This window comes from Lacinutrix neustonica (assembly GCF_026625145.1).
Taxonomy (GTDB): domain Bacteria; phylum Bacteroidota; class Bacteroidia; order Flavobacteriales; family Flavobacteriaceae; genus Lacinutrix; species Lacinutrix neustonica.
In genome coordinates, this window is record NZ_CP113088.1 from 2,798,706 (window position 1) to 2,819,187 (window position 20,482).

Below are 20,482 nucleotides of genomic sequence, written 5' to 3' on the forward strand. Positions count from 1 at the left end.
ATAACTTTATGATGGGTAAGTGAGTCATAATAATAAATTTACAGTTTTAATTCAAGCTTAAATGTTATTAAAAAAAATTATATTAAATTAATTTGTAATTCAAAAAAATGTATTTCATTTGCCTTTGAAATTTTATGCTTATTTTTATAACATATTATAATAGTTGGACAATTTGAAACCCGTTTCTGTGTTCGGGCTTTTGAACGCTAAGAAGTCATATTCAAAAGCTGCTTATCGTTTAAGTGACCGAATTTTAAAATTAACTTCTGCTTTTGCATCTATTGTTGCGAGTCAGCATCACTATGGGTTTTTACCTACTACAGAAAATCAAATACAAGTTTGATATGCCACTATTATTGTTTATAATGGAGCGCTTTTAGCTTCTAACTCTAACTTACACTACTTTAAACATAATAATGAATACTAAATACATAGATTTAATCAGTCAAACATTCGATTTCCCTCAAGAAGAATTTAAAGTCGATAATAATAAATTAAGCTTTCACGACATTGATTTAATGGCGTTAGTGGAAGAATATGGCGGCCCCTTGAAGTTTACCTATCTCCCTCAAATCTCTAATAATATCAATCGCGCAAAACAATGGTTTGCTAATGCTATTGAAAAAAACAATTATAAAGGGAAATACAATTACTGCTATTGTACAAAAAGCTCTCATTTTAAACATGTGTTAAATGAAGCACTAAAAAATGACATTCATATAGAGACCTCTTCTGCTTTCGATATCGATATCGTAGAAAATTTAAAAGCGGAAGGTAAAATAACCAACGACACCTATGTTATTAGTAATGGTTTTAAAAGGGCACAATATGTGACTAATATCGCTAGGTTAATAAATGAGGGTCATAAAAACTGTATTCCCATAATAGATAATTATGAAGAAATCGATTTGCTTTCAGAGGAAGTAAAGGGTAAATTTAATATTGGGATTCGTATTGCTTCAGAAGAAGAACCAAAATTTGAGTTTTATACCTCACGTTTAGGTATCGGTTATAAAAACATAGTCCCTTTTTACAATAAACTTATAAAAGATAATAAGAAAGTAAAGCTTAAAATGTTGCACTTTTTTATTAATACAGGTATTCGTGATAATGCTTACTACTGGAATGAGTTGCAAAAATGTTTGAAGGTTTACACCAGTTTAAAGAAAATATGTCCAAGTTTAGATAGCCTAAACATAGGTGGCGGATTTCCTATTAAGAACTCCTTAGGTTTTGATTTCGATTACGAGTATATGATTGATGAAATCGTCAATCAAATTAAAACAACTTGTGAAGCCGAAGACGTCGCGGTGCCTAATATTTTTACAGAATTTGGTAGTTTCACCGTGGGTGAAAGTGGTGGTGCTATTTATGAAGTGCTTTACCAAAAACAACAAAACGATCGTGAAAAGTGGAATATGATTAATTCGTCGTTCATAACGACATTGCCGGATACCTGGGCCATAAACAAACGATTCGTGATGTTGCCAATCAACCGTTGGAATGACTCTTATGAACGTGTTTTACTTGGTGGACTTACTTGTGATAGTGATGATTATTACAATAGTGAACAACACATGAATGCCATCTATTTGCCTAAGTACAATAGAGACAAACCATTATATATAGGCTTTTTTAATACCGGTGCTTATCAAGAAACCATAGGTGGATTTGGTGGTTTACAGCACTGTTTAATACCGTCGCCAAAACACATTTTAATTGATAGAGATGAAGACGGGAACTTGACAACAAAATTATTTAGTGAACAACAAAAAAGTGAAGACTTACTTAAAATTTTAGGCTATGCAAACTAAATCTTATGCTGGGATTCCGGAGGAATTCTCGAAATTAGAAACATCAAAAATCGTATTAATTCCTGTGCCTTATGATGGTACAAGTACCTTCCAAAAAGGGGCAGATAAAGGGCCTGAGGCTTTTTTGCATGCCTCAGAAAACATGGAGTTATATGATATTGAAACAGAAACGGAAGTCTACAAACAAGGCGTCTTTCTAGCAGAGGCCGTTACCGAAGCAAGTTCGCCGAAGCGATGGTGGATGCCGTACACCAAGCGACTAAACGCTATATTAAAAAGAACAAGTTTGTAACTATTTTTGGTGGTGAACACTCCATTTCTATTGGAACTATTCGAGCATTTAGAGATTATTACACTAGTTTAACCGTACTGCAATTAGATGCGCATGCCGATTTAAGAAAAGAATATCAGGGGTCAAAATGCAATCATGCCTGTGCTGTTTATGAAGCGAGCCGGACAACGAATTTAATTCAAGTGGGTATTCGTTCTATGGATGTGATAGAAACCACAGTCCTAGATAAAGAGAAAACATACTTTGCACATGAGATGGCACTAGATGATACGTGGATGGATTCTGCTATTGATCAGATGACAGATAATGTATTTATTACTATAGATTTAGATGTTTTTGATCATTCCATTATGCCTAGTACCGGTACTCCGAGCCAGGAGGCTTACTTTGGTATGAAACTTTGGAATTTTTAAGGCAAGTGTTTGAAGAGAAAAATGTGGTAGGCTTTGATATTGTAGAATTATGCCCTAATCCAAAGGAGAAGTCTTCAGATTTTCTTGCAGCTAAGTTGTATTACAAAATGCTTAGTTACAAATTTAAAAATGACGCTGCTGGTGACGATTTTGATAATGAATATAAGCCATCAAAATCTAAAAATAATAATTCAAAATTTAAAGAAGACGATGAGTACTAAAGGTCCAATTTCTCAATTTATAGAAAAACATTACTTGCACTTTAATGCAGCCGCGTTAGTAGATGCCGCTAAAGGGTATGAAGCGCAATTGGCTTCGGAGCTAAAATGTTAGTGTCTTTAGCAGGCGCAATGAGTACGGCAGAGCTAGGCAAGAGTTTTGCCGAAATGATTCGCCAAGATAAAGTGCAAATTATCTCATGTACTGGAGCCAATTTAGAAGAGGATATTATGAATTTGGTAGCACATTCACATTACAAACGGGTGCCAAATTATCGCGATTTAACGCCTAAAGAAGAATGGGATTTGCTGGAGCAAGGATTAAATCGTGTTACAGACACCTGTATTCCTGAAGAAGAAGCGTTTAGACGATTGCAAGAGCATATCGTAAAATTATGGAAAGATGCCGAAGCCAATGGAGAACGTTATTTACCACATGAGTTCATGTATCAAATGTTACTGTCACGGTGTTCTTGAACAATACTATGAAATTGATTTAAAAGATTCATGGATGTATGCTGCTGCCGAAAAGAATTTGCCAATCGTTTGCCCAGGCTGGGAAGACAGTACCATGGGAAATATTTTTGCTAGTTATGTGCTTAAAGGCGAACTAAAAGCAACGACCATGAAATCGGGGATTGAGTATATGACCTTTTTAGCTGACTGGTACACTGCTAATTCATCAAAAGGGATCGGTTTCTTTCAAATTGGTGGTGGTATAGCTGGTGATTTTCCTATTTGTGTCGTGCCAATGCTTTATCAAGATATGGAACGCACAGATACACCATTTTGGAGCTATTTCTGTCAAATAAGTGATTCGACAACCAGTTATGGCTCTTATTACGGAGCCGTACCCAATGAAAAAATCACATGGGGAAAACTAGATATTGACACGCCTAAATTTATTATTGAAAGTGATGCTACTATTGTAGCACCATTAATTTTTGCCTATTTGTTAGGTTTATAAAACGTTGTTATGGAAAGGAAAAAGGACAATTTAAAACGTGTAATAGTTGACTTTAAAAAGTTAACACCGGAGATTTTAGCCATGTTGGTAGAAAAGTTTCCTGATGGTTATGATGACCGTCATGTGATTTCTTTTAAAAATGCTAAAAACGAACTCATTGAAGCGGTAGAGCTTATAACAGAGGATACAAAATACCTGGTTAAAGTGAGTACGAAATTAGAAATGACCATGGAGAATTATGATGAGGATGATTATGAAGCATTTGAAGATGACGATCCGAAGCGATTCAAGACCCTATGCTGGAAGAAAATGAAGAAGACGATTTCTAATGTATAACGTTGTAGCTTATCAAGTTGCGGGCACTATTAATCTAAAAGAAAGCAAAAAGCAATTGCCCTGGCAATTGCTTTTTCAGGATAGTGATGAGTTGTATTATCAAGTTTCAGAACATGCCTTCATGTATTTGTTTCAATATGGCATGGTAAGCTTCTTTAATTTAACAACGGTACAAATAAATACGCTGTTAGAACAAATAAATCCCTTTTGCAACGATTATTTTTCTGAAAATTTTTCTGAAAATGTTGATGTAATCATTGAACCCAATAAATTAAATGTCCAATTTAATCTTATTGTTTTACCAGCATTAGATCAAGAGATGATTCGTTTAGTGATGATGAATGCCTCACAGTCTGTAGCCTTAGATCGCTATTCAGAAATTACCGAAAATTTAATCATTGAAACAAACCAGCATACATTATTTCTCGAAAAACATGGGCGGATTAATATTTCGGAAATAAATTAAAACGTTTTATTGGGAAAATTCTAAATATTAAAAATAAAATTTCAGAAAACCTGTACATCTTTGATTCACCAGATATTACCTGGGAAAATGAAACTTTAAATAAGTTAAACATCGAGCTTAAGATTGTATTTGATTTGAAAGACCGTTACCGTCTCATTCATGATCGCATAGACATAATAAAGGAAAATTTAGAACTGTTTAAAGACATCATGGATCATAAGGAAAGCAGTAGGTTGGAATGGATTATTATAATTCTAATTATTATTGAGGTTTTTGATATGTTATTGCTTAAATTAGTGTAGGCCAAACGTTGTTTTATAGCGTATATAATTAAAATTCATAACCAGTAACTTTAGGGATAAAGGGACTAGAAGCGTCCGGACTTGTGGTTGAAAGTGTTTCCGGAACATACGATCACTAATTAAAAACTTACATTATGAAAGCATTATTAAAAATAGGAGTATTTGTCTTTTTTTCATCCTTTTTTGGTTTAACAAGTTTTATGACACCAAGTAAGGGTGAAGACATGATGCACGCTAAACGTCAAGATCAAAAAGCAATTACTGGGGTTTATGACGGACACGAAGATTATGGGTACAATTTTATTTACAAACTCACAGATGGTACAGAACGTACCATAACCTTTCAAATAGTAGAGGCAGAGGTGCTCAAGAGTCATGATTTAGATTCTGAGGCCTTAATAGGAGCTCATTTCAAGATAACTTACAGTATAACTACAGAAATGCTTATGGATGAGAATGATTTTGAAGAGGAGATCGAGACAAAAACCATAATAAAGCTAGATAGTATTGATTAATAATCTAATTAAAAACACTTAGGTCATGATTTACGGAGGTGAATTTTGACCTTTTTTTATATTTAAAAAAGTAAAATAACCAAGTATTATTTTTTTACTCTAAACCATCCTATGGGATGGTTTTTGTTTTATTAAATGATTAATGAATGCAATTAATTATATTATGTTAAGGGAGTACTAATTGTATTTTTATTGTGTAAAAAATTGGAATTGCTGTCGTACATTTAGTATTATAAATAAGAAAAAAGCACAAATAATGGGCGTTACAATTACTTACGAGGTTGGGGTGGAAGCTTTGCAAAATGCGCTTAAAGCTAATTATGATGCAGAATCTGCCTTCCGGCAGTTATTAGAAAAGGCGAATGACGAGGTAACAAGGTGTTACTTAATCGAAAAAGCGAATGTAATCAAACACTTTTCGATAACCATCGTGGGCCTATTAAAAGAAATGAGTATTCAGCCCTTAGAAAAAGGATCGGTGCTGGGAGGGGTTGCTAGATTGTGGTTTGATATCAAATCATTGGTCGTAGAGCATCATGCGCTGTCCATTATTGAAGAAGCTAAAACAGTAGAGGAGGAGTTCTGTGCGACTTATAATAGACTAATTAAAGCTGGGATTCATTCAGAAAAAGTATACAACGTATTAGTGAGTCAATTGTCTGAGATGCATGCCTTAAACTATCCCAACATGATTTTAAACACAAAATCAATAAATCAAACCATCCCTTTTTAAACATGACGTTTTAATCCAATTACGTTTCATAATCCGCTTTGAGTCAGATTTATAAGCTTTAATATCACATTTAAAACTCTATAGCTGAGGTCTTAAATTTACATAGATGCTACTTTTAAAGTTTAGAAGAAAAAGCTTATAACTATTTTTTTTTAGTTGTTTTGTGCTTTATAAATACGTCCCAAATGAAGTACCCATAAACAACTATGTACTCGATACTAATTATCCAGAGATTCTCAGAATGATTTGTGTTTGCATAAGCGAAATAACTTATAACAATAATAAAGGACCAAATCAAAGGGAATTTATAGTGGGTAAACACACTTAAAAAAACTAAGGTAGCGAGATACCAAGGATGCACAGTAGTACTCATAAATAAATAAAAGGTAAAGGCAAAAAGCATAGAAATGATGAGCTGTTTTGTCGTTTTGTTTTTATTGAAGAAGGATAAGTATAAAACGAACAGCAGTACGCAAACAGGTAATATTTTTCCAATAATAGCAATTTCATTCCAGCCTCTAAACCAATACCCCACTGCACGTGCGATATAGTATATACTGGCATTAAATTCAAAATCACCAAACCACAACCCAATAGTTTTATAGTAGTTGTCTATAAACGCTGATGTGAAAAAGGGTGCAAATAGTAAAAGTATAGTTGTGGCAATAATAGAATAGAAAGCAATCAATTTTGGCAAGCCGGAAAAGACAGATCGTGACAGTTTTAGTGCTACATTGGTATGTGATTTTTTGTTTTCTATTGAAATGTTAGGGGTGTCGTCGAGGTGAGCACATGGAGTTAGAGTAAGCGCATCTTCTTTAAGAGATTTGTCGGTTTCTTTCGCAAGAACTGTTTTCTTTTTGTACTTTAAAAAGTAGCCAAAAAAGAGCGGTAAAAACATGAGGGGTATCAATTTGGTAGCAATGGATGTTGCTATTAGCATACCCGCCATTTTCCATTTGCCGAATGTAACACATACAAACTCCAGACTAAAAAGAAAATCATCACCCCTTCAAAGTGTAGGTTTCCAGTAAGTTCTATGATTATAAACGGGTTTAATAGGTATAAAAATATGTTATGTATTGGCAACTTTAGCTTTTTCAGTAGTTTTGTACCAAAGTAAAGAATGCCAAAATCAGCGGCAATAATAAGTATCCTTAATACCACTACCGAGCCCACAATACTTTTACCCGCAAAAAAGCTTGCGATTATGAAACATAACTGGTTTACTGGAGGATAATTAGTAAAGTGACTGGCGTTAAGTGCTCCCATCCCAGCATACAATTCCTGTGCTTGAGCCACTGGAAATTCCCCTTTTAAAATAAACGATGCTGGTGTGTGTAAATAGGGGTTAAACCCTTCAAGTGATAGCCGTCCGTCCCAAATAAAGCGATAAAAATCTTGTGATAGATTTGGGATGGCAAATATAAAAACGACTCTAAAAATAAAGGCACTCGCTATTAAAAAGCGGGTATTATACTTTTGTAATTGCAGGAGTTTGTAAAAAAGGAAAAATAAAGCAACATACAGTGAGAGGAGCTTTATATCATCGGTTCTTGCTAAATCGTAAGCAAAAGTAAAGTAAAAGACACCACTAATAAAGCTTAGTAGTATGGGGAGTTTGTTACTTTTTATTAATGTTAAATTAAACATTCGTTTGCGTTAGAGATTACTCTTCATATTAAGTACAAAGAATGAGGGCTATTGCGCAATTTATCGGTTTGTTAGAGGTTTGGGATACCCATTCCTGAGGTTAATCGAGAACAAGTAGTGACGCGACCTTTCGGTAGGCTTAAAATACAAAGAATTATACTTTAGACGTTAAGGATTTAAAGAAAACATAACCAAAACCTAAAAACAACATGAGATGAAACGGAAACAACCCGAAATCACCACCTTGATCGCCAACCACAAAAGCGCTATACATGCCAAAAGCGAAATAAAGCATTAATAATCCTTCAAAAATCACATTTATCGAAATGTTATTTTTTAAATATTTATTGCCTTTCCAGCTGTCTTTTAGGGAGCTAATATTAAACTTTGGTGTGCGCACGAAATCACTACGCTTTCCTACATGACCTTCCAGTACAGCTATAGAATTGTGTAAAGAGAATCCCATCGCTATTGAGAAAAAAGTAAAAAAGAGCACGATATATTGCGCGAAATTTTTAAGACCACTACCATAGGTGCGTTTGTACATAAACCAATAACAGACGAAGAAAATAATAGTACTTATAACAAAGAAACTCATAATATAGAAGTAGGGCTTCAAATGCGCGTATTCGTTTTTAATATAAAGCATTGGGATACTTAAGACCCCTACGATTAAAACATTTAAAAACATAGTACTGTTTAATAAGTGTAATATGCCGTGTAGTTTTGTTTTTTTAGATATGTTCTTACTTTTAAGAACTTTCCACATCGTTTTTCTAAAGTTTTCTGCACCGCCTTTATTCCATCTAAATTGCTGAGAGCGTGCGGCGCTAATAACTACAGGTAATTCCGCAGGTGTTTCAACATCCTCAAGATACTTGAATTTCCAGTTTTTTAATTGGGCACGATAGCTAAGATCCAGATCTTCCGTTAACGTGTCGCCTTCCCAGTTGCCAGCGTCTAAGATGCATTGCTTACGCCAAACACCAGCCGTACCATTAAAATTAATAAAATGACCTTTGCTGTTTCTACCTACTTGCTCTAAAGTAAAATGAGCATCGAGAGCGAAGGCTTGTATTTTTGTTAATGTTGAATAATTTCGGTTTATGTGACCCCAGCGTGTTTGTACAACGCCAATATTGTTCTTTGAAAAATGAGGAATGGTACGTTTTAACCAATCTTTTTTAGGTAAGAAATCGGCATCAAATATGGCAATATATTCGCCTTTAGCAATTTTTAATCCCTCTTTCAACGCCCCTGCTTTAAAGCCTTTCCTATTGGATCGGCAAATGTGAACGATATCTAAACCTTGTTGCTTTAAACCTTCTATTTGATCGAAAGTCGTTTTTACGGTTTCATCTGTAGAATCATCTAAAACCTGTATTTCAAGCTTGTTTTTCGGATAATCAATAAGCGCAATATTTTCTAATAAACGCTCCATAACATACAACTCATTAAAAACAGGAAGTTGAATGGTAACGTAGGGCACTTCATCCGGATTATCAAAATCCGGAAAAGGTGTTTTTTTACTTTTCTTTTGTGCGCCGAGATAATTAAATAACAAATTAAGCTGCGCCAACGAATATATGAATATGAGTATTAATGCTATCGTGTAAATTACTATAATGCTAATTTCTATAATCACTTTTTAAAACTATATTTAAAGATCCAACCTAATATCTTAAAGCCTGCAAATATAGTTCCTTTTATTGTTCCGGACACTTTACTTATGCCAATTCTTTGTTTATATTTTACAGGTACTTCTTTATATGAGAGTTTCTGTTTCAAAGCTTTAAGCTGCATTTCTATCGTCCAGCCGTAAGTCTTGTCTTCCATATTTAAGCTTAAAAGCTTGTCGTATTTGATAGCTCTAAAGGGCCCCAAGTCTGTGAAATCGGCACGAAAGAGAACTTTCATTAGAAAAGTAGCCAGCCAATTACCAAAGATTTGTTGCGGCGTCATAGAGCCACCTTCACGCAGTCGTTTTACTCTGGTACCAATGACAAAATCGAGGTCTTCATTTATAATTGGAGCGACTAAGGTTGTTAATTCTTCGGGATAATCGCTATAATCACCGTCCAAAAAAACAATAATATCTCGGTTTTTGAGTGTGCATAGCGATATAATCCATGCCTTTTAAGCAGGCATAGCCATACCCTTTTCGCTTTTCAGTAAGTACCGTTGCTCCAGCTTTTTTAGCATTTTCTACCGTGTTATCTGTAGAGTTATTGTTGACAACAATAATTTCCTCGACAATTACGGGAATATCATGAATAACATTAGCAATAGAATCTTGCTCATTGTAGGCAGGGATTATGACTTTTATTTTGGTCATTTGAGGTCGCTCAGTTTATTTTTTTCGAATGATGCTAATCTGTCCGTTGTTTTATTTTTCCTTCAAAATATTTGATTGCATAAATTAAAGATAGGTGGTCATAGGTCAATAAAAAATCACATTTTATTGCTTATGAATCGCTCTATCAGCAATGTCATAAATGAGTCACCTTTGGATCTTCTTGAATGTAATAGATAATCCTTCTTTTTCTTTGGTTCTATTCCCTCAAGAAAAATATGAGCACTCTTTCGTTTTATTGGTGCAAAGGTACCTTGTTTTTTGAGTTTTCAAGTACTGAAATGGAATTTCCAGTTGGTTGTTTTTTATTAAGGATATAGGCTACATGTTTTTTATAGGTTTCTTTAGTAATAATTAAACCTTGACATTTATGTATCCTGTTTTTGGGAAACAACCCTATTATTAGGGTGCTACTTGGTTAAACAGAAAAAACGCCAAACAACTACTTTTTATTTAATAAATCCATCAAATTCACATCGTTTCCTAATAATATTTCTGTAGGGTTAATTCTACCATCCATACTATCGTTCTCTAATTTCAACACACCACGCGGACACACCGCAGAACAAACACCACATCCAACACAACTAGAGCGTACAATATTTTCTCCTTTTTGCGCATACGCTCTTACATCGATACCCATTTCGCAATAGGTTGAGCAGTTCCCACAAGAAATACATTGCCCACCATTGGTCGTGATTCTAAATTTTGAAAATAAACGCTGTTGGAAGCCTAAAATGGCAGCCATAGGACAGCCAAAACGACACCATACGCGATTCCCAAAAATAGGATAGAAGCCTGTACCAATCACGCCGAGAGAATATGGAACCAATTAAAAAGCCATAAAAAACACGTAATGTGGAGGCTTTAAAAAGAAAAACATCTCCATGACCACTAAAGGTATACATACCTATTAACGCCAATATCACAACGAAGTAACCTATGGCACCAAATTTGGCGTCCTTACCAAATGCGTTACGTTTAAAGGCCATTGTTAACCCAAAAACCAAGGTTAGTAAACCTGCAACACCATATAAAAAAATGTTTTTTGTTAACCAGTATTTACTAGAATCCTTACCCAAATAAGAGTGTATAACCGCAGTGGTCATGAGCACTACAAAAACCACAACACTATGAATAACCCAGCGCTCCACTTTCCATGCGGCTTGTGTTTTGTCGCTTAAATGTCTAAAGGAATCGCCTGCCGTTTCTGCTAAGCCACCACAACCACAAACCCATGAACAATACCATCGTTTACCGTATCTAAAGGTCAAAATTGGTGTTATAATGAAAATGGAAACAATACCAAATATAAGCATGGCCATACCAATCGAACCAGCGTTTATCAAAGCATCAACGCGATACTGCTCAAAATTATAATAGTTTAAAGGCCAAACATTTTTTAAATCGTAATAGGGTAAGTCTGAATTCATAACATACATGAATTCCGGAATTAAAAAGGCAAAAGCCAATTGAAAGAACATCACAGAAACCGTTCGAATCTGCTCGTAACGATTATGGCGGTATTTTAATATAAATTTATAACCAAAGGCGAGAATAGCAATGGTGTATAGTGTTCCATAAACAAACCATTGACTTGCCGGACGACCGCTAAGCAGTTGACTTAAGGGGTCGAAAAGGGCGACTAAACCCGTGTTTTGACCACCCGCTGCGCCCAAACCTAACCAAGTGGCTTTGAAATAAAGCACAATATAAAAACCCGTAAGCGCTAAACCTGTAAGCCATCCAGTTAAACCTCTTGATGAAATGGACTTAAACCACACGCCGTCATTTTTAATACCTTTACTTTGGCCTCTATAGGAAATATTTGCAAACCATAGGGTGCCTACAACGATAAGGAGTAAGGCTATCGTAAGCCAAAGAGCTTTATTACCAAAAGAAACATTAAAAAGGGCAAGGACTAAAATAAATAAGCCAGCCATGCCAGTTCCGAAGCTATTTTTTGTTTTGGAGAGAGGTCTTTAGCATTGGCTAAAGACATATTTTGAGTTGTTTTATTGTTCATCTTTTTTGGTTTAACCCTAGCGGTTTTCTAAACGGTTTGTAATTGTTGGGTGTATGCGTCGCAAATTTCTTTCTCAAAACGACTATAGAGTTCTGGATCAAAATTGGCTTCACACAAGTGATTAATGACATAATCTAAATCTCGTTTTTCAGTCAACCAGCGGTCTAAAACGTCATGCCGCATGCGTATTCCAAAGGTGTTTATTCCTAGAAACACATGCGTGTTTTTGTCATAAGCAACAGTAATACATTTTGTGTCATCGTCATGTTTCCAATGGAAGTGCAGTTCATTATTGGGTTTGTTTTTTTCTCCAAAAACCCAGCCATACGTTTGATATTCTATATCTAAAAATTTAGCACTATTAAACCAATGCCCTGGGTTATAGGCCATTTTGTTATCGCAAATAGTTTGGGCCAAAACTTCCCCCATCATGCGTCCGGTATACCAAACGGCTTCTATGGGCCTACGCTGCCCAATCGCTTGACGCTGCTGCGCGCAATCACCTATGGCATAGATGTCCGGGATGTTAGTTTCTAAAAAGCGATTTACTAACACCCCTTTGTCTATTTCAATGTTCGTGTCTTTTAGAAAATCAATATTTGGGGACACACCAGCTGTTAACCCCACAACATTACAGTCTATTTCTTCACCAGTTTCTTCAATAATTATGGAAGACACACGACCGTTCTCGTCGGGTTTGATAGCTTTTAAATTGGTAGATAATCTTAAATCGATGTGATGACTTCTAATATGTCTATTTATCATTTCACTTTCACCTTGAGGCAGCACGCCATTCCAAAAACTCGACTCCCGAACTAAAAAGGTTACGGGAATGTTTCGGCTAACCAGCATTTCGGCTAATTCAATACCTATTAATCCACCACCAACGATTACCGCACGCTTACAAACTTCATTGTTTGGCGCATTAAGCTCTAAAGTTTCTAAATCCTGTTTGCTGTATAAACCTTGAACGCCCTCTAAATCTTGACCAGGCCAGCCAAATTTATTAGGTTTACTCCCTGTGGCAATGACTAATTTGTCATATTTTAGAGAATCACCTTCTGCAAAATGCAGTGTTTTCGAGCTTGTGTCTATGGTTTTTACGAACCCTTTTTTTAATTCGATCCTATTTTTTTTCCAAAACCAGTTTTCGTAAGGTTGTGTGTGCTTAAATTTCATATGTCCCATATAGATATACATGAGTGCTGTTCTTGAAAAGAAAAATTCGCTTTCGGCAGACACGATCGTAATCGTTTTGTTAGACTGTTTTCTAATGTGTCGTGCCAGTGTTACACCGGAAATTCCATTTCCTATAATTACAACGTGTTCCATATATTTGGCTTGGCTTTTGAATGTGTATTATCTATATGTCGTTTTTAAAGATAACAACTTAATGATTGGTAAGATATTTAGAATGCTTATAAATTAGAAAAGTTTTGTAAGCTTTCTAATATTAAGAGTTGTTGGGAAATTTATTGTCTCTTTGAAAGTTTATCGAAAGTATTGAGACTGAAGTTTATATTAAAAGGAAATTAAAAATAAATTTATCGGTCTCAGGAAATGGATGTAAAAAAAACAACAATAGTGATGGTGATGCTTCTTCTCTTTGGAAGTTTTTCTAGTAAGGCACAAAATTTAGATGTTTTTTTAAATAAAGCAGACGCCTTTTTTAAAGTCTATGTGTTTGAGGGTAAGGTAGATTATCATCGTATTAAAATAGATCAAACGGTGTTAAATGACGTCTTAAAAATAGCCAAGGGAATTGATTTGGAAAAAGAAAATGCTGCTAATTATCAGGCGTTTTGGATTAATGCCTATAACTTGGCTGTTATTAAAGGGATCACAGACAGCTATCCCATTCAGTCTCCTTTAGATGTTGTGGGTTTTTTTGATGAATCAACTTATCAATTAGCAGGGAAGTCTTTAACACTCAATACTATAGAAAACCAGGAGTTAAGGAGCCGTTTTAAAGATGCTCGTTTTCATTTTGTGCTGGTTTGTGGCGCTATGGGTTGTCCGCCCTTAATTAGTGCGGCTTATTTGCCAAGCACATTAGAATCGCAGTTAGAATTACAAACTAGAAAGGCTTTGAATGGAAGTTTCTTAAAAGTCGATACCAAGAAAAAAAAGTGGAAAGTTCACAAATATTAAAATGGTATAAGGCAGATTTTATTGGGAATGGTTTAACAGAAATTGATTTTATTAATAAGTATCGCACTATCAAAATACCAGCGGACTATACACTGACCTATTTTACTTATAATTGGAATGTAAACAAACAAAACTAACATACGCTTGGTGTTGATCTTCATCTCGGAAATCAATTAAAAGGGTATTCTAAGTGCCGTGTATAATCATTGAATAGATAAGTATTGTTGCTTAACAAGTGGCATATTTCAAAATTTTTGGCTTGATAACGAAGCGGTATTAACTCATTTTTATAGGCTCATTTCTTATCTTTAGAGAAATTTCCCTCTTTATGAAATACATCAAGTTTCTTTTTTTGTCTTTTTTTTGTGTCACGCAATCTTGTACAGCACAGGCATCAAAAATTAATGGGGTTAGTTTTGTTGCGTCTCGAATACCTGTTACTGATGAACACGTCAATCCTGTAGTTTCAATACATGCCAATTATGCAGCCATCATGCCTTTTGGTTTTATTAAAGACCTAAAAAACCCTAAAATTATTCACAATACCGAAAGACAGTGGTTTGGAGAAACAAGAGCGGGCGCAAAGCAATATGCCGAGCGTTTGAAAGCCCAAGGCATTAAAATCATGATAAAACCACAAATTTGGGTGTGGCATGGCGAATTTACGGGGTTTATAAAAATGGAGACAGAAACACACTGGAAGGCATTGGAAGAGTCCTATTCCACATTTATTTTAGAGTATGCAGATTTAGCCCAAGAAATTGAGGCAGAAAGTTTTTGTATAGGAACAGAGTTAGAACAGTTTGTAGCCAACAGGCCCGAGTATTGGTTAAAATTGATCGCTAAAATTAAAAAAATCTATAAAGGGAAGCTTACTTATGCTGCCAATTGGGATGAGTTTAAACGGACTCCCTTTTGGAATGCTTTAGATTATATTGGTATTGATGCCTATTTTCCTGTGAGCGATAGTAAAACACCAACGGTTGCTGAGTGTTTAGAGGGATGGAAAACACATAAAGACGTCATGAAGCAGTTGTCAAATCGCTATAATAAGCCTGTAGTGTTTACTGAGTTTGGTTATAGAAGTGTGGATTTCACAGGAAAAGAACCCTGGAAATTTGACCGTAGTATGAGTGTGGTAAACTTAGAAGCCCGGACCAATACCACCAAAGCCTTATTTGAAGCCTTTTGGAAAGAAGATTGGTTTGCAGGTGGGTTTATTTGGAAGTGGTTTCATGATCACGAAGTTAGCGGTGGCATTAGCAATTCACAATTTACACCTCAAAATAAACCGGTTGAAAAAATAATAAAGGAGTATTACCGTTTGAACTAAAATAAAGCAGTTAAAAGCACAGAGGAGAGGTCATTATTGTGTGCTTCAGTAGAGATCATTCGTTTGTTTATAGTTAAAAAAAATGGTATTTCCGGTCCTTACGAATGTTGTTCTTCTATAATTCAAACGCAAACATTTATATAATAAAACAAATATGCGAACACTAGCCATAGGAGATATTCATGGAGGACTCAAAGGGGTAGTACAACTTTTAGAACGTGCAAAGGTGACTCCGGAGGATACCCTCATTTTTTTAGGAGATTATGTTGACGGTTGGAGTGAATCTGCACAAGTGATTCAATTTTTGATCGATTTGTCAAAAACGAATACCTGTATTTTTATTAAAGGAAATCACGATGTGTGGTGTGAAAATTGGTTAAGAACACGGCAAGAGGAACCGGTATGGATGGAACATGGCGGTAAAGGAACTGTTGATAGCTATGAGCGATATTCTGAAGATAAAAAGAGACAACATCTTCATTTTTTTGAAGCCATGTGCTTGTACTATCTTGATACGGATAAACGCTTGTTTATTCATGCCGGTTTTACTTCTGTTCATGGTGTTGAGCAAGAGTATACAACAAGAAATTTTTATTTTGATAGAACCTTATGGGAGATGGCTTTAATAATGGACAGACGCATAAAAAGAGAGTCTGAAATCTATCCCAATCGGTTAAAGCATTATTCGGAAATTTATATAGGTCACACACCAACCCTTAATTATTCGAAAGAGAAACCGATGCATGCTATAAATGTTTGGAATGTAGATACTGGAGCAGCCTTTACAGGGAGATTATCTGCTATAAATATTGAAACAAAAGAAATCTTCCAAAGTGATACTTTAAAGGATTTGTATCCAGATGAGTTGGGGAGAAATAAAAGCTAACAACATATGTGAAAAAAGTAAAATTAACTCAGGCAATATATTTCTTATAATACCTATGTAAATCATCTGCTGTGGCACCAAACCAATGTTTTACATAAATAGCACAAAAATGATATTGTAGTTTCCATATGCCATGGAGTTCGTACCGTCGCGCTGAGGTTTTTATCTTTTTATTAATAACAACGAATTCCTGACGTTTATAAAGTTCATTAATTAATAGGTTGTCTTCATAGATGGTATAGGCTTCATCAAAACCACCAATATCTTCAAACAAAGCTTTGGTAATAAATTGACTTTGGTCACCACCACGACAGGCTCGCCAAGAAAATTGTGTAAACCAACTCATGAGTCTTAACCACCAGTGATTACAGTCAAACTTCAGTCTGAAACAACCTGCAGAATTTCCTTTTTTTACTTCATTAATAATAAGCTGATCGTAGTTTATAGGTGGAAAAGAATCGGCATGTAAAAAATAAAAAATGGGCCCTCTAGCCACATGTGCTCCAGTATTCATTTGTTTGGCTCTGCCTTTTTCTGAAGACAATACAGTGATATTAAGGCCTAGGTTTTTTATAATGTCTTGAGAACCATCTGTGCTACCACCATCAACAACAATGATTTCAGAAATATTTTTTAGGCTTGCAGTATCTATTAAATGATATAATAACGTTTCAATAGTTTTTGATTCATTAAGAATAGGAATAATAATGCTAATCATAGAATAGTTTTCAAAGAAATGGGCGCATTAATTTTTATCGTTTAAACGCCAGTCGTAGTCTAAATACTGTATTTCAGTATTAGGGTTTATATTAACCGTACTGTAAATGTTGATATACTCTTGGAGTGTTCCATCGTCATTAAAATCACCTTTATACCATTTAAAAATCTCGGAAATTTTTGCAAGGTTTTCGGTGATTTCATTTTTTTTAGAATTATTTATAAAATCCTTGGTGGCACGTTCCATTAATTCCATCACGTTTTTTTCAGTGTAAGCTTCATTTAATAATTTAGGACAAGACGCCGAGGCACAATTGATGGCAAAATGAATTCTAGGTTCATTCATTTTGCGCAAAATACCATTTTCTAATCCTGCCGGAGAAAACGCCTTTCCACCAATCTCAAAACGATTTTTTAACCACGGATTATCAATATCTTTAATGCTTTTTACAGGATAATTATCAATAATTAATTTAATAGTATTCGCATTGTAAACATTTATAAAGTACGCCAATTGTGTGTTTATACTCCAGTCTTCTTTAGGGGCTTGTTGTTCTAAATAATGAATGTATTCGTTTAGTGCATTAGATTCGTTTTTAAACCCTTTATAGTCGACATCGCCATTTTTTGCCACGTATTTTTTTAATAAACTGTTCCAGGCCGAATGGTCTAAATTTGAAGCATTTGTTGTTGGTATAGACGTTTCATCAGTTTCATTAATTGTTTTTATAGGTAATCCTTTGGCCGAAAAACAGCTATTAAGGGATATGGAGATAATGGATAAGAAGAGTAATTTTTTCATTGAAAGCGTTTTATCATTTCTGTGGAGACAGAAATCTAATTATTTTTTAAATTTTAAAGGATAAAGTTCCTGTTGAATAAAATCTTTTGGGAAGTCTTCGTCGCCACTAAATCCTAGTTCAATATCCTGACCATCATACGGGACGTGATTGGTGTTAAATAGATAATCCCAAAGGCTTAAGGTTAAGCCGTAATTTACACCATATTTTACGTTTGCGGGTAGTTTTTTAGCATGATGCCGGATGTGCATTTTTGGGTTATTAAATAGATACTTGAGTCGGCCATAATCCCAACCTAAATTGGCATGATTTAAATGTCCTATGGTGATACTAAAAAAATGAACAATAGCCACATGTTGTGCATCAAAACCGCCAATAATTGCAATGGGTATGTAAAGTAATGATTTATACACAACGGGTTCCATCCAATGGTATCTTAAATGTGCAGCAAACCCCATTTCTTTGACGCTGTGATGTACTTTATGGAAATTCCATAGTAAGGGAATACGATGTAACAATCTATGGGTATTCCATTGTGTGAAATCGCTAACTATGAAAAAAATAAGCAGCCCCAGCCACAACGGAAGTTGATCGACATCGAACAATTGAAAATTTGAAACTGAAAGCCCAGCGAATCCTAAAATATCATTAAAAAATTCGGAAGCGGTTTCAGATAGTGCGATGAGTATAATTAAATTCAGCAAAAAGAAATTAAAAAACATATAAAAGGTGTCTAGCCAAAAATCTTTTCTAAATATAGACTGTTGTTTTCGCCAAGGGAAAATAATTTCGAGAATCCAAACTAAAATAGAGATCACAATCAAGCCATAAAAATAATTATCCCAATGGTTGATTGCGATAATTTCATTTTTCAGGTAATTCCAGTATCCTGAATAGGAATTCTTTATGAGATCTATATATTTGTCCATAGCAGTTAGTAAGTCGTTTTATTAATGTAAAAATAACACATTAAAAAAGTATATTTAAACCTATAAATAATAAACCATGAGAAAAGTAGACCGCTTATTAAGGGAGTACGGTGAAAGTCACCGAGACGCGTTTCAATAAAATAATACATTATTTCTGTGTGCCTGCCATTTTCTTTAGTATCATTGGCTTGTTAGCCGCAATACCAACTGGAGGTGTTTTAAAGGATAGCGTGCCCACAGGGCTGTCTCCTTATATGCATCTTGGTACTTTAGTTATTCTTTTAGGGCTTATTTATTATTTACGGTTATCTCTTTTACTTTTTATGGGTATGTTGGTGTTTTCGGTACTCGTGCTTTTGGGTATTAATGCCATTGCAACGTTAGATTTCGCACCACTATGGGTGGTCATGCTCGCTATTTTTGTTGTGGCTTGGATTGTACAGTTTATCGGTCATAATCATGAAGGAAAGAAACCATCATTTCTCAAAGACATTCAATTTTTAATGATTGGTCCAGCCTGGACTATGAGTCATCTTTTTGAAGCTTTAAAGATTAAATTTTAATATCAAAGGCCTGCCTAGCAACAGCCACCACCATCATAATGGTATGTAGATTCGCTAATAAAAATATCATCCCTTCCTAAATCTGTTATAGCACCAGCGGTCTTATCACAAATAGCAATAGGCTGATTTTTAAGTAAAATGTGTCCTTTGTTATCATCGAAAAAATCCTGATCACCATAATAAATAGCCGCCTTACCTGTAAAGATACACGGGCCGTCTTCCGGCATTGGGTCTTTAATAGCGGCCACCTCGATAGATTCTATATAAATTAATTCATCTGTTGGATAATTTTTAGGATCTAAGATTCTGTATGGTTTTCTAGCTCGAATTTCAATAGTACCAAAACCAGCATCGGTTAATGCTTTTACATAGTCTGCTATTGGTAAACTACCACTTAAACATAGGGCTCGTAATCTATCATCGTTACGCAAAGTATCATTCATGTCTTGTTCACAAGTAGGATCACTCATTACTAATTTACCATGTGGTTTTAAAACACGGTACATTTCTTCGATGGCTTTCTTTAAATCTTCAGCTTTAAAAATATTGAATAAACAGTTTTGCGCGGCAACATCAATGGAGTTGTCTTCGACATTAAGATTTAATGCGTCTCCCTTTACAAGATCGACGAAGTCACTTTTAAACCAATCGTTTTGTGCTTCTGCTTCTATAAAATTTTTGCGCGAGGCTTCCAGCATTTCATCCACAACATCAATACCAATGACCCCCCCTTTTTGACGATTAAAATAGGCAAATTGTAATAGCTCCATACCGCCACCAACACCTACATATAGCATTTTAGGATTGTTGGTTAAGTCGCGGGCATTCACCGTACTCCCACAACCATAGTTCATTTCCTGCATGATACGCGGGATTTTTAAACCAGGTAATTCCCAAATGGGGTTTGTAGTACAGCATAATCCAACATCTGGTGTTAAGGCTGCTTCTTTGTACAAGTCGTTTGTTGCGTTTAAATAGCTCATAATTTTTTTTAGTTTTCGGGGAGTAGTAGGCC

General features: G+C 35.0%; 16 protein-coding genes and 6 pseudogenes. 13 read left to right on the plus strand and 9 right to left on the minus strand.

Annotated features, from left to right (window positions below):
- Positions 1–416 precede the first annotated feature (416 nt).
- The 9 genes and pseudogenes from N7U66_RS15255 (at position 417) to N7U66_RS15295 (ending at position 6,056) form a co-directional block, all read left to right on the plus strand.
- Positions 417–1,814, plus strand: coding sequence for an arginine decarboxylase (locus N7U66_RS15255; RefSeq protein ID WP_267676013.1), 1,398 nt, complete (start codon positions 417–419; stop codon positions 1,812–1,814).
- Positions 1,804–2,740, plus strand: a pseudogene (gene speB, locus N7U66_RS15260) (agmatinase). Before N7U66_RS15255 ends, speB begins: the two are co-directional and overlap by 11 nt.
- Positions 2,730–3,704, plus strand: a pseudogene (locus N7U66_RS15265) (deoxyhypusine synthase family protein). The pseudogenes speB and N7U66_RS15265 overlap by 11 nt, the downstream one beginning before the upstream one ends.
- Before the next feature lie 9 nt (positions 3,705–3,713).
- Positions 3,714–4,040 (plus strand): hypothetical protein, encoded by a 327-nt coding sequence (locus N7U66_RS15270; protein ID WP_390886585.1) that lies wholly within the window; start codon positions 3,714–3,716, stop codon positions 4,038–4,040.
- A complete protein-coding gene (locus N7U66_RS15275) occupies positions 4,033–4,506 on the plus strand; it encodes an RMD1 family protein (protein WP_267676014.1) in 474 nt (157 codons plus the stop codon). Before N7U66_RS15270 ends, N7U66_RS15275 begins: the two co-directional genes overlap by 8 nt.
- A gap of 50 nt (positions 4,507–4,556) precedes the next feature.
- A pseudogene (locus tag N7U66_RS15280) lies at positions 4,557–4,604 on the plus strand (hypothetical protein); the annotation flags it as partial.
- A gap of 36 nt (positions 4,605–4,640) precedes the next feature.
- On the plus strand, positions 4,641–4,808 hold the full coding sequence (locus N7U66_RS15285; RefSeq protein ID WP_267676015.1) for an RMD1 family protein: 168 nt from the start codon (positions 4,641–4,643) through the stop codon (positions 4,806–4,808).
- 134 nt (positions 4,809–4,942) lie between these two features.
- Positions 4,943–5,323, plus strand: a complete 381-nt coding sequence (locus N7U66_RS15290) for a hypothetical protein (protein ID WP_267676016.1) — start codon at positions 4,943–4,945, stop codon at positions 5,321–5,323.
- A gap of 256 nt (positions 5,324–5,579) precedes the next feature.
- Positions 5,580–6,056 carry a DUF2383 domain-containing protein gene (locus N7U66_RS15295; protein WP_267676017.1) on the plus strand — a complete coding sequence of 159 codons (477 nt, stop codon included), beginning with the start codon at positions 5,580–5,582 and terminating at the stop codon, positions 6,054–6,056.
- A gap of 142 nt (positions 6,057–6,198) precedes the next feature.
- Here N7U66_RS15295 and N7U66_RS22840 read toward each other — a convergent pair.
- The 5 genes and pseudogenes from N7U66_RS22840 to N7U66_RS15320 form a co-directional block, all read right to left on the minus strand.
- Positions 6,199–7,709, minus strand: a pseudogene (locus N7U66_RS22840) (mannosyltransferase).
- Positions 7,710–7,863: 154 nt separating this feature from the next.
- Positions 7,864–9,354: a cellulose synthase family protein gene (locus tag N7U66_RS15305; RefSeq protein WP_267676018.1), complete on the minus strand. Its 1,491-nt coding sequence runs from the start codon at positions 9,352–9,354 to the stop codon at positions 7,864–7,866.
- Positions 9,351–10,044, minus strand: a pseudogene (locus N7U66_RS15310) (glycosyltransferase family 2 protein). Before N7U66_RS15310 ends, N7U66_RS15305 begins: the two are co-directional and overlap by 4 nt.
- Positions 10,045–10,504: 460 nt before the next feature.
- Positions 10,505–12,088: pseudogene (locus N7U66_RS15315) on the minus strand (4Fe-4S binding protein).
- Between the two features lie 27 nt (positions 12,089–12,115).
- Positions 12,116–13,420 (minus strand): NAD(P)/FAD-dependent oxidoreductase, encoded by a 1,305-nt coding sequence (locus tag N7U66_RS15320; RefSeq protein WP_267676019.1) that lies wholly within the window; start codon positions 13,418–13,420, stop codon positions 12,116–12,118.
- 228 nt (positions 13,421–13,648) lie between these two features.
- Here N7U66_RS15320 and N7U66_RS15325 point away from each other — a divergent pair, with 228 nt between their 5' ends.
- The 3 genes from N7U66_RS15325 (at position 13,649) to N7U66_RS15335 (ending at position 16,458) form a co-directional block, all read left to right on the plus strand.
- Positions 13,649–14,239: a DUF547 domain-containing protein gene (locus N7U66_RS15325; protein ID WP_267676020.1), complete on the plus strand. Its 591-nt coding sequence runs from the start codon at positions 13,649–13,651 to the stop codon at positions 14,237–14,239.
- 328 nt (positions 14,240–14,567) lie between these two features.
- On the plus strand, positions 14,568–15,572 hold the full coding sequence (locus N7U66_RS15330; protein WP_267676021.1) for a glycoside hydrolase family 113: 1,005 nt from the start codon (positions 14,568–14,570) through the stop codon (positions 15,570–15,572).
- A gap of 154 nt (positions 15,573–15,726) precedes the next feature.
- The gene (locus N7U66_RS15335; protein ID WP_267676022.1) at positions 15,727–16,458 is read left to right on the plus strand and encodes a metallophosphoesterase family protein; all 732 of its coding nucleotides are present in this window, start codon (positions 15,727–15,729) and stop codon (positions 16,456–16,458) included.
- Between the two features lie 28 nt (positions 16,459–16,486).
- On the opposite strand, the gene N7U66_RS15340 is transcribed toward N7U66_RS15335, so the two are convergent.
- The 3 genes from N7U66_RS15340 to N7U66_RS15350 are packed head-to-tail and all read right to left on the minus strand — an operon-like array spanning position 16,487 to position 18,904.
- On the minus strand, positions 16,487–17,176 hold the full coding sequence (locus N7U66_RS15340) for a TIGR04283 family arsenosugar biosynthesis glycosyltransferase (RefSeq protein WP_267676023.1): 690 nt from the start codon (positions 17,174–17,176) through the stop codon (positions 16,487–16,489).
- Positions 17,177–17,203: 27 nt separating this feature from the next.
- Positions 17,204–17,977, minus strand: coding sequence for a DUF547 domain-containing protein (locus N7U66_RS15345; RefSeq protein WP_267676024.1), 774 nt, complete (start codon positions 17,975–17,977; stop codon positions 17,204–17,206).
- A 39-nt stretch (positions 17,978–18,016) separates the two neighbouring features.
- On the minus strand, positions 18,017–18,904 hold the full coding sequence (locus N7U66_RS15350) for a sterol desaturase family protein (RefSeq protein WP_267676025.1): 888 nt from the start codon (positions 18,902–18,904) through the stop codon (positions 18,017–18,019).
- Between the two features lie 110 nt (positions 18,905–19,014).
- On the opposite strand from N7U66_RS15350, the gene N7U66_RS15355 reads away from it, so the two are divergent.
- Positions 19,015–19,467: an Mpo1 family 2-hydroxy fatty acid dioxygenase gene (locus N7U66_RS15355; RefSeq protein ID WP_267676026.1), complete on the plus strand. Its 453-nt coding sequence runs from the start codon at positions 19,015–19,017 to the stop codon at positions 19,465–19,467.
- A 14-nt stretch (positions 19,468–19,481) separates the two neighbouring features.
- On the opposite strand, the gene arsM is transcribed toward N7U66_RS15355, so the two are convergent.
- Positions 19,482–20,450 carry an arsenosugar biosynthesis arsenite methyltransferase ArsM gene (gene arsM, locus N7U66_RS15360; protein WP_267676027.1) on the minus strand — a complete coding sequence of 323 codons (969 nt, stop codon included), beginning with the start codon at positions 20,448–20,450 and terminating at the stop codon, positions 19,482–19,484.
- Positions 20,451–20,482 lie beyond the last annotated feature (32 nt).

Bases quoted from the DNA above. Each gene is read 5' to 3' on its own strand.
- N7U66_RS15255 (WP_267676013.1), top strand. From the start codon at position 417: ATGAATACTAAATACATAGATTTAATCAGTCAAACATTCGATTTCCCT.
- N7U66_RS15270 (WP_390886585.1), top strand. From the start codon at position 3,714: ATGGAAAGGAAAAAGGACAATTTAAAACGTGTAATAGTTGACTTTAAA.
- N7U66_RS15275 (WP_267676014.1), top strand. From the start codon at position 4,033: ATGTATAACGTTGTAGCTTATCAAGTTGCGGGCACTATTAATCTAAAA.
- N7U66_RS15290 (WP_267676016.1), top strand. From the start codon at position 4,943: ATGAAAGCATTATTAAAAATAGGAGTATTTGTCTTTTTTTCATCCTTT.
- N7U66_RS15295 (WP_267676017.1), top strand. From the start codon at position 5,580: ATGGGCGTTACAATTACTTACGAGGTTGGGGTGGAAGCTTTGCAAAAT.
- N7U66_RS15320 (WP_267676019.1), bottom strand. From the start codon at position 13,420: ATGGAACACGTTGTAATTATAGGAAATGGAATTTCCGGTGTAACACTG.
- N7U66_RS15325 (WP_267676020.1), top strand. From the start codon at position 13,649: ATGGATGTAAAAAAAACAACAATAGTGATGGTGATGCTTCTTCTCTTT.
- N7U66_RS15330 (WP_267676021.1), top strand. From the start codon at position 14,568: ATGAAATACATCAAGTTTCTTTTTTTGTCTTTTTTTTGTGTCACGCAA.
- N7U66_RS15335 (WP_267676022.1), top strand. From the start codon at position 15,727: ATGCGAACACTAGCCATAGGAGATATTCATGGAGGACTCAAAGGGGTA.
- N7U66_RS15340 (WP_267676023.1), bottom strand. From the start codon at position 17,176: ATGATTAGCATTATTATTCCTATTCTTAATGAATCAAAAACTATTGAA.
- N7U66_RS15345 (WP_267676024.1), bottom strand. From the start codon at position 17,977: ATGAAAAAATTACTCTTCTTATCCATTATCTCCATATCCCTTAATAGC.
- N7U66_RS15350 (WP_267676025.1), bottom strand. From the start codon at position 18,904: ATGGACAAATATATAGATCTCATAAAGAATTCCTATTCAGGATACTGG.
- arsM (WP_267676027.1), bottom strand. From the start codon at position 20,450: ATGAGCTATTTAAACGCAACAAACGACTTGTACAAAGAAGCAGCCTTA.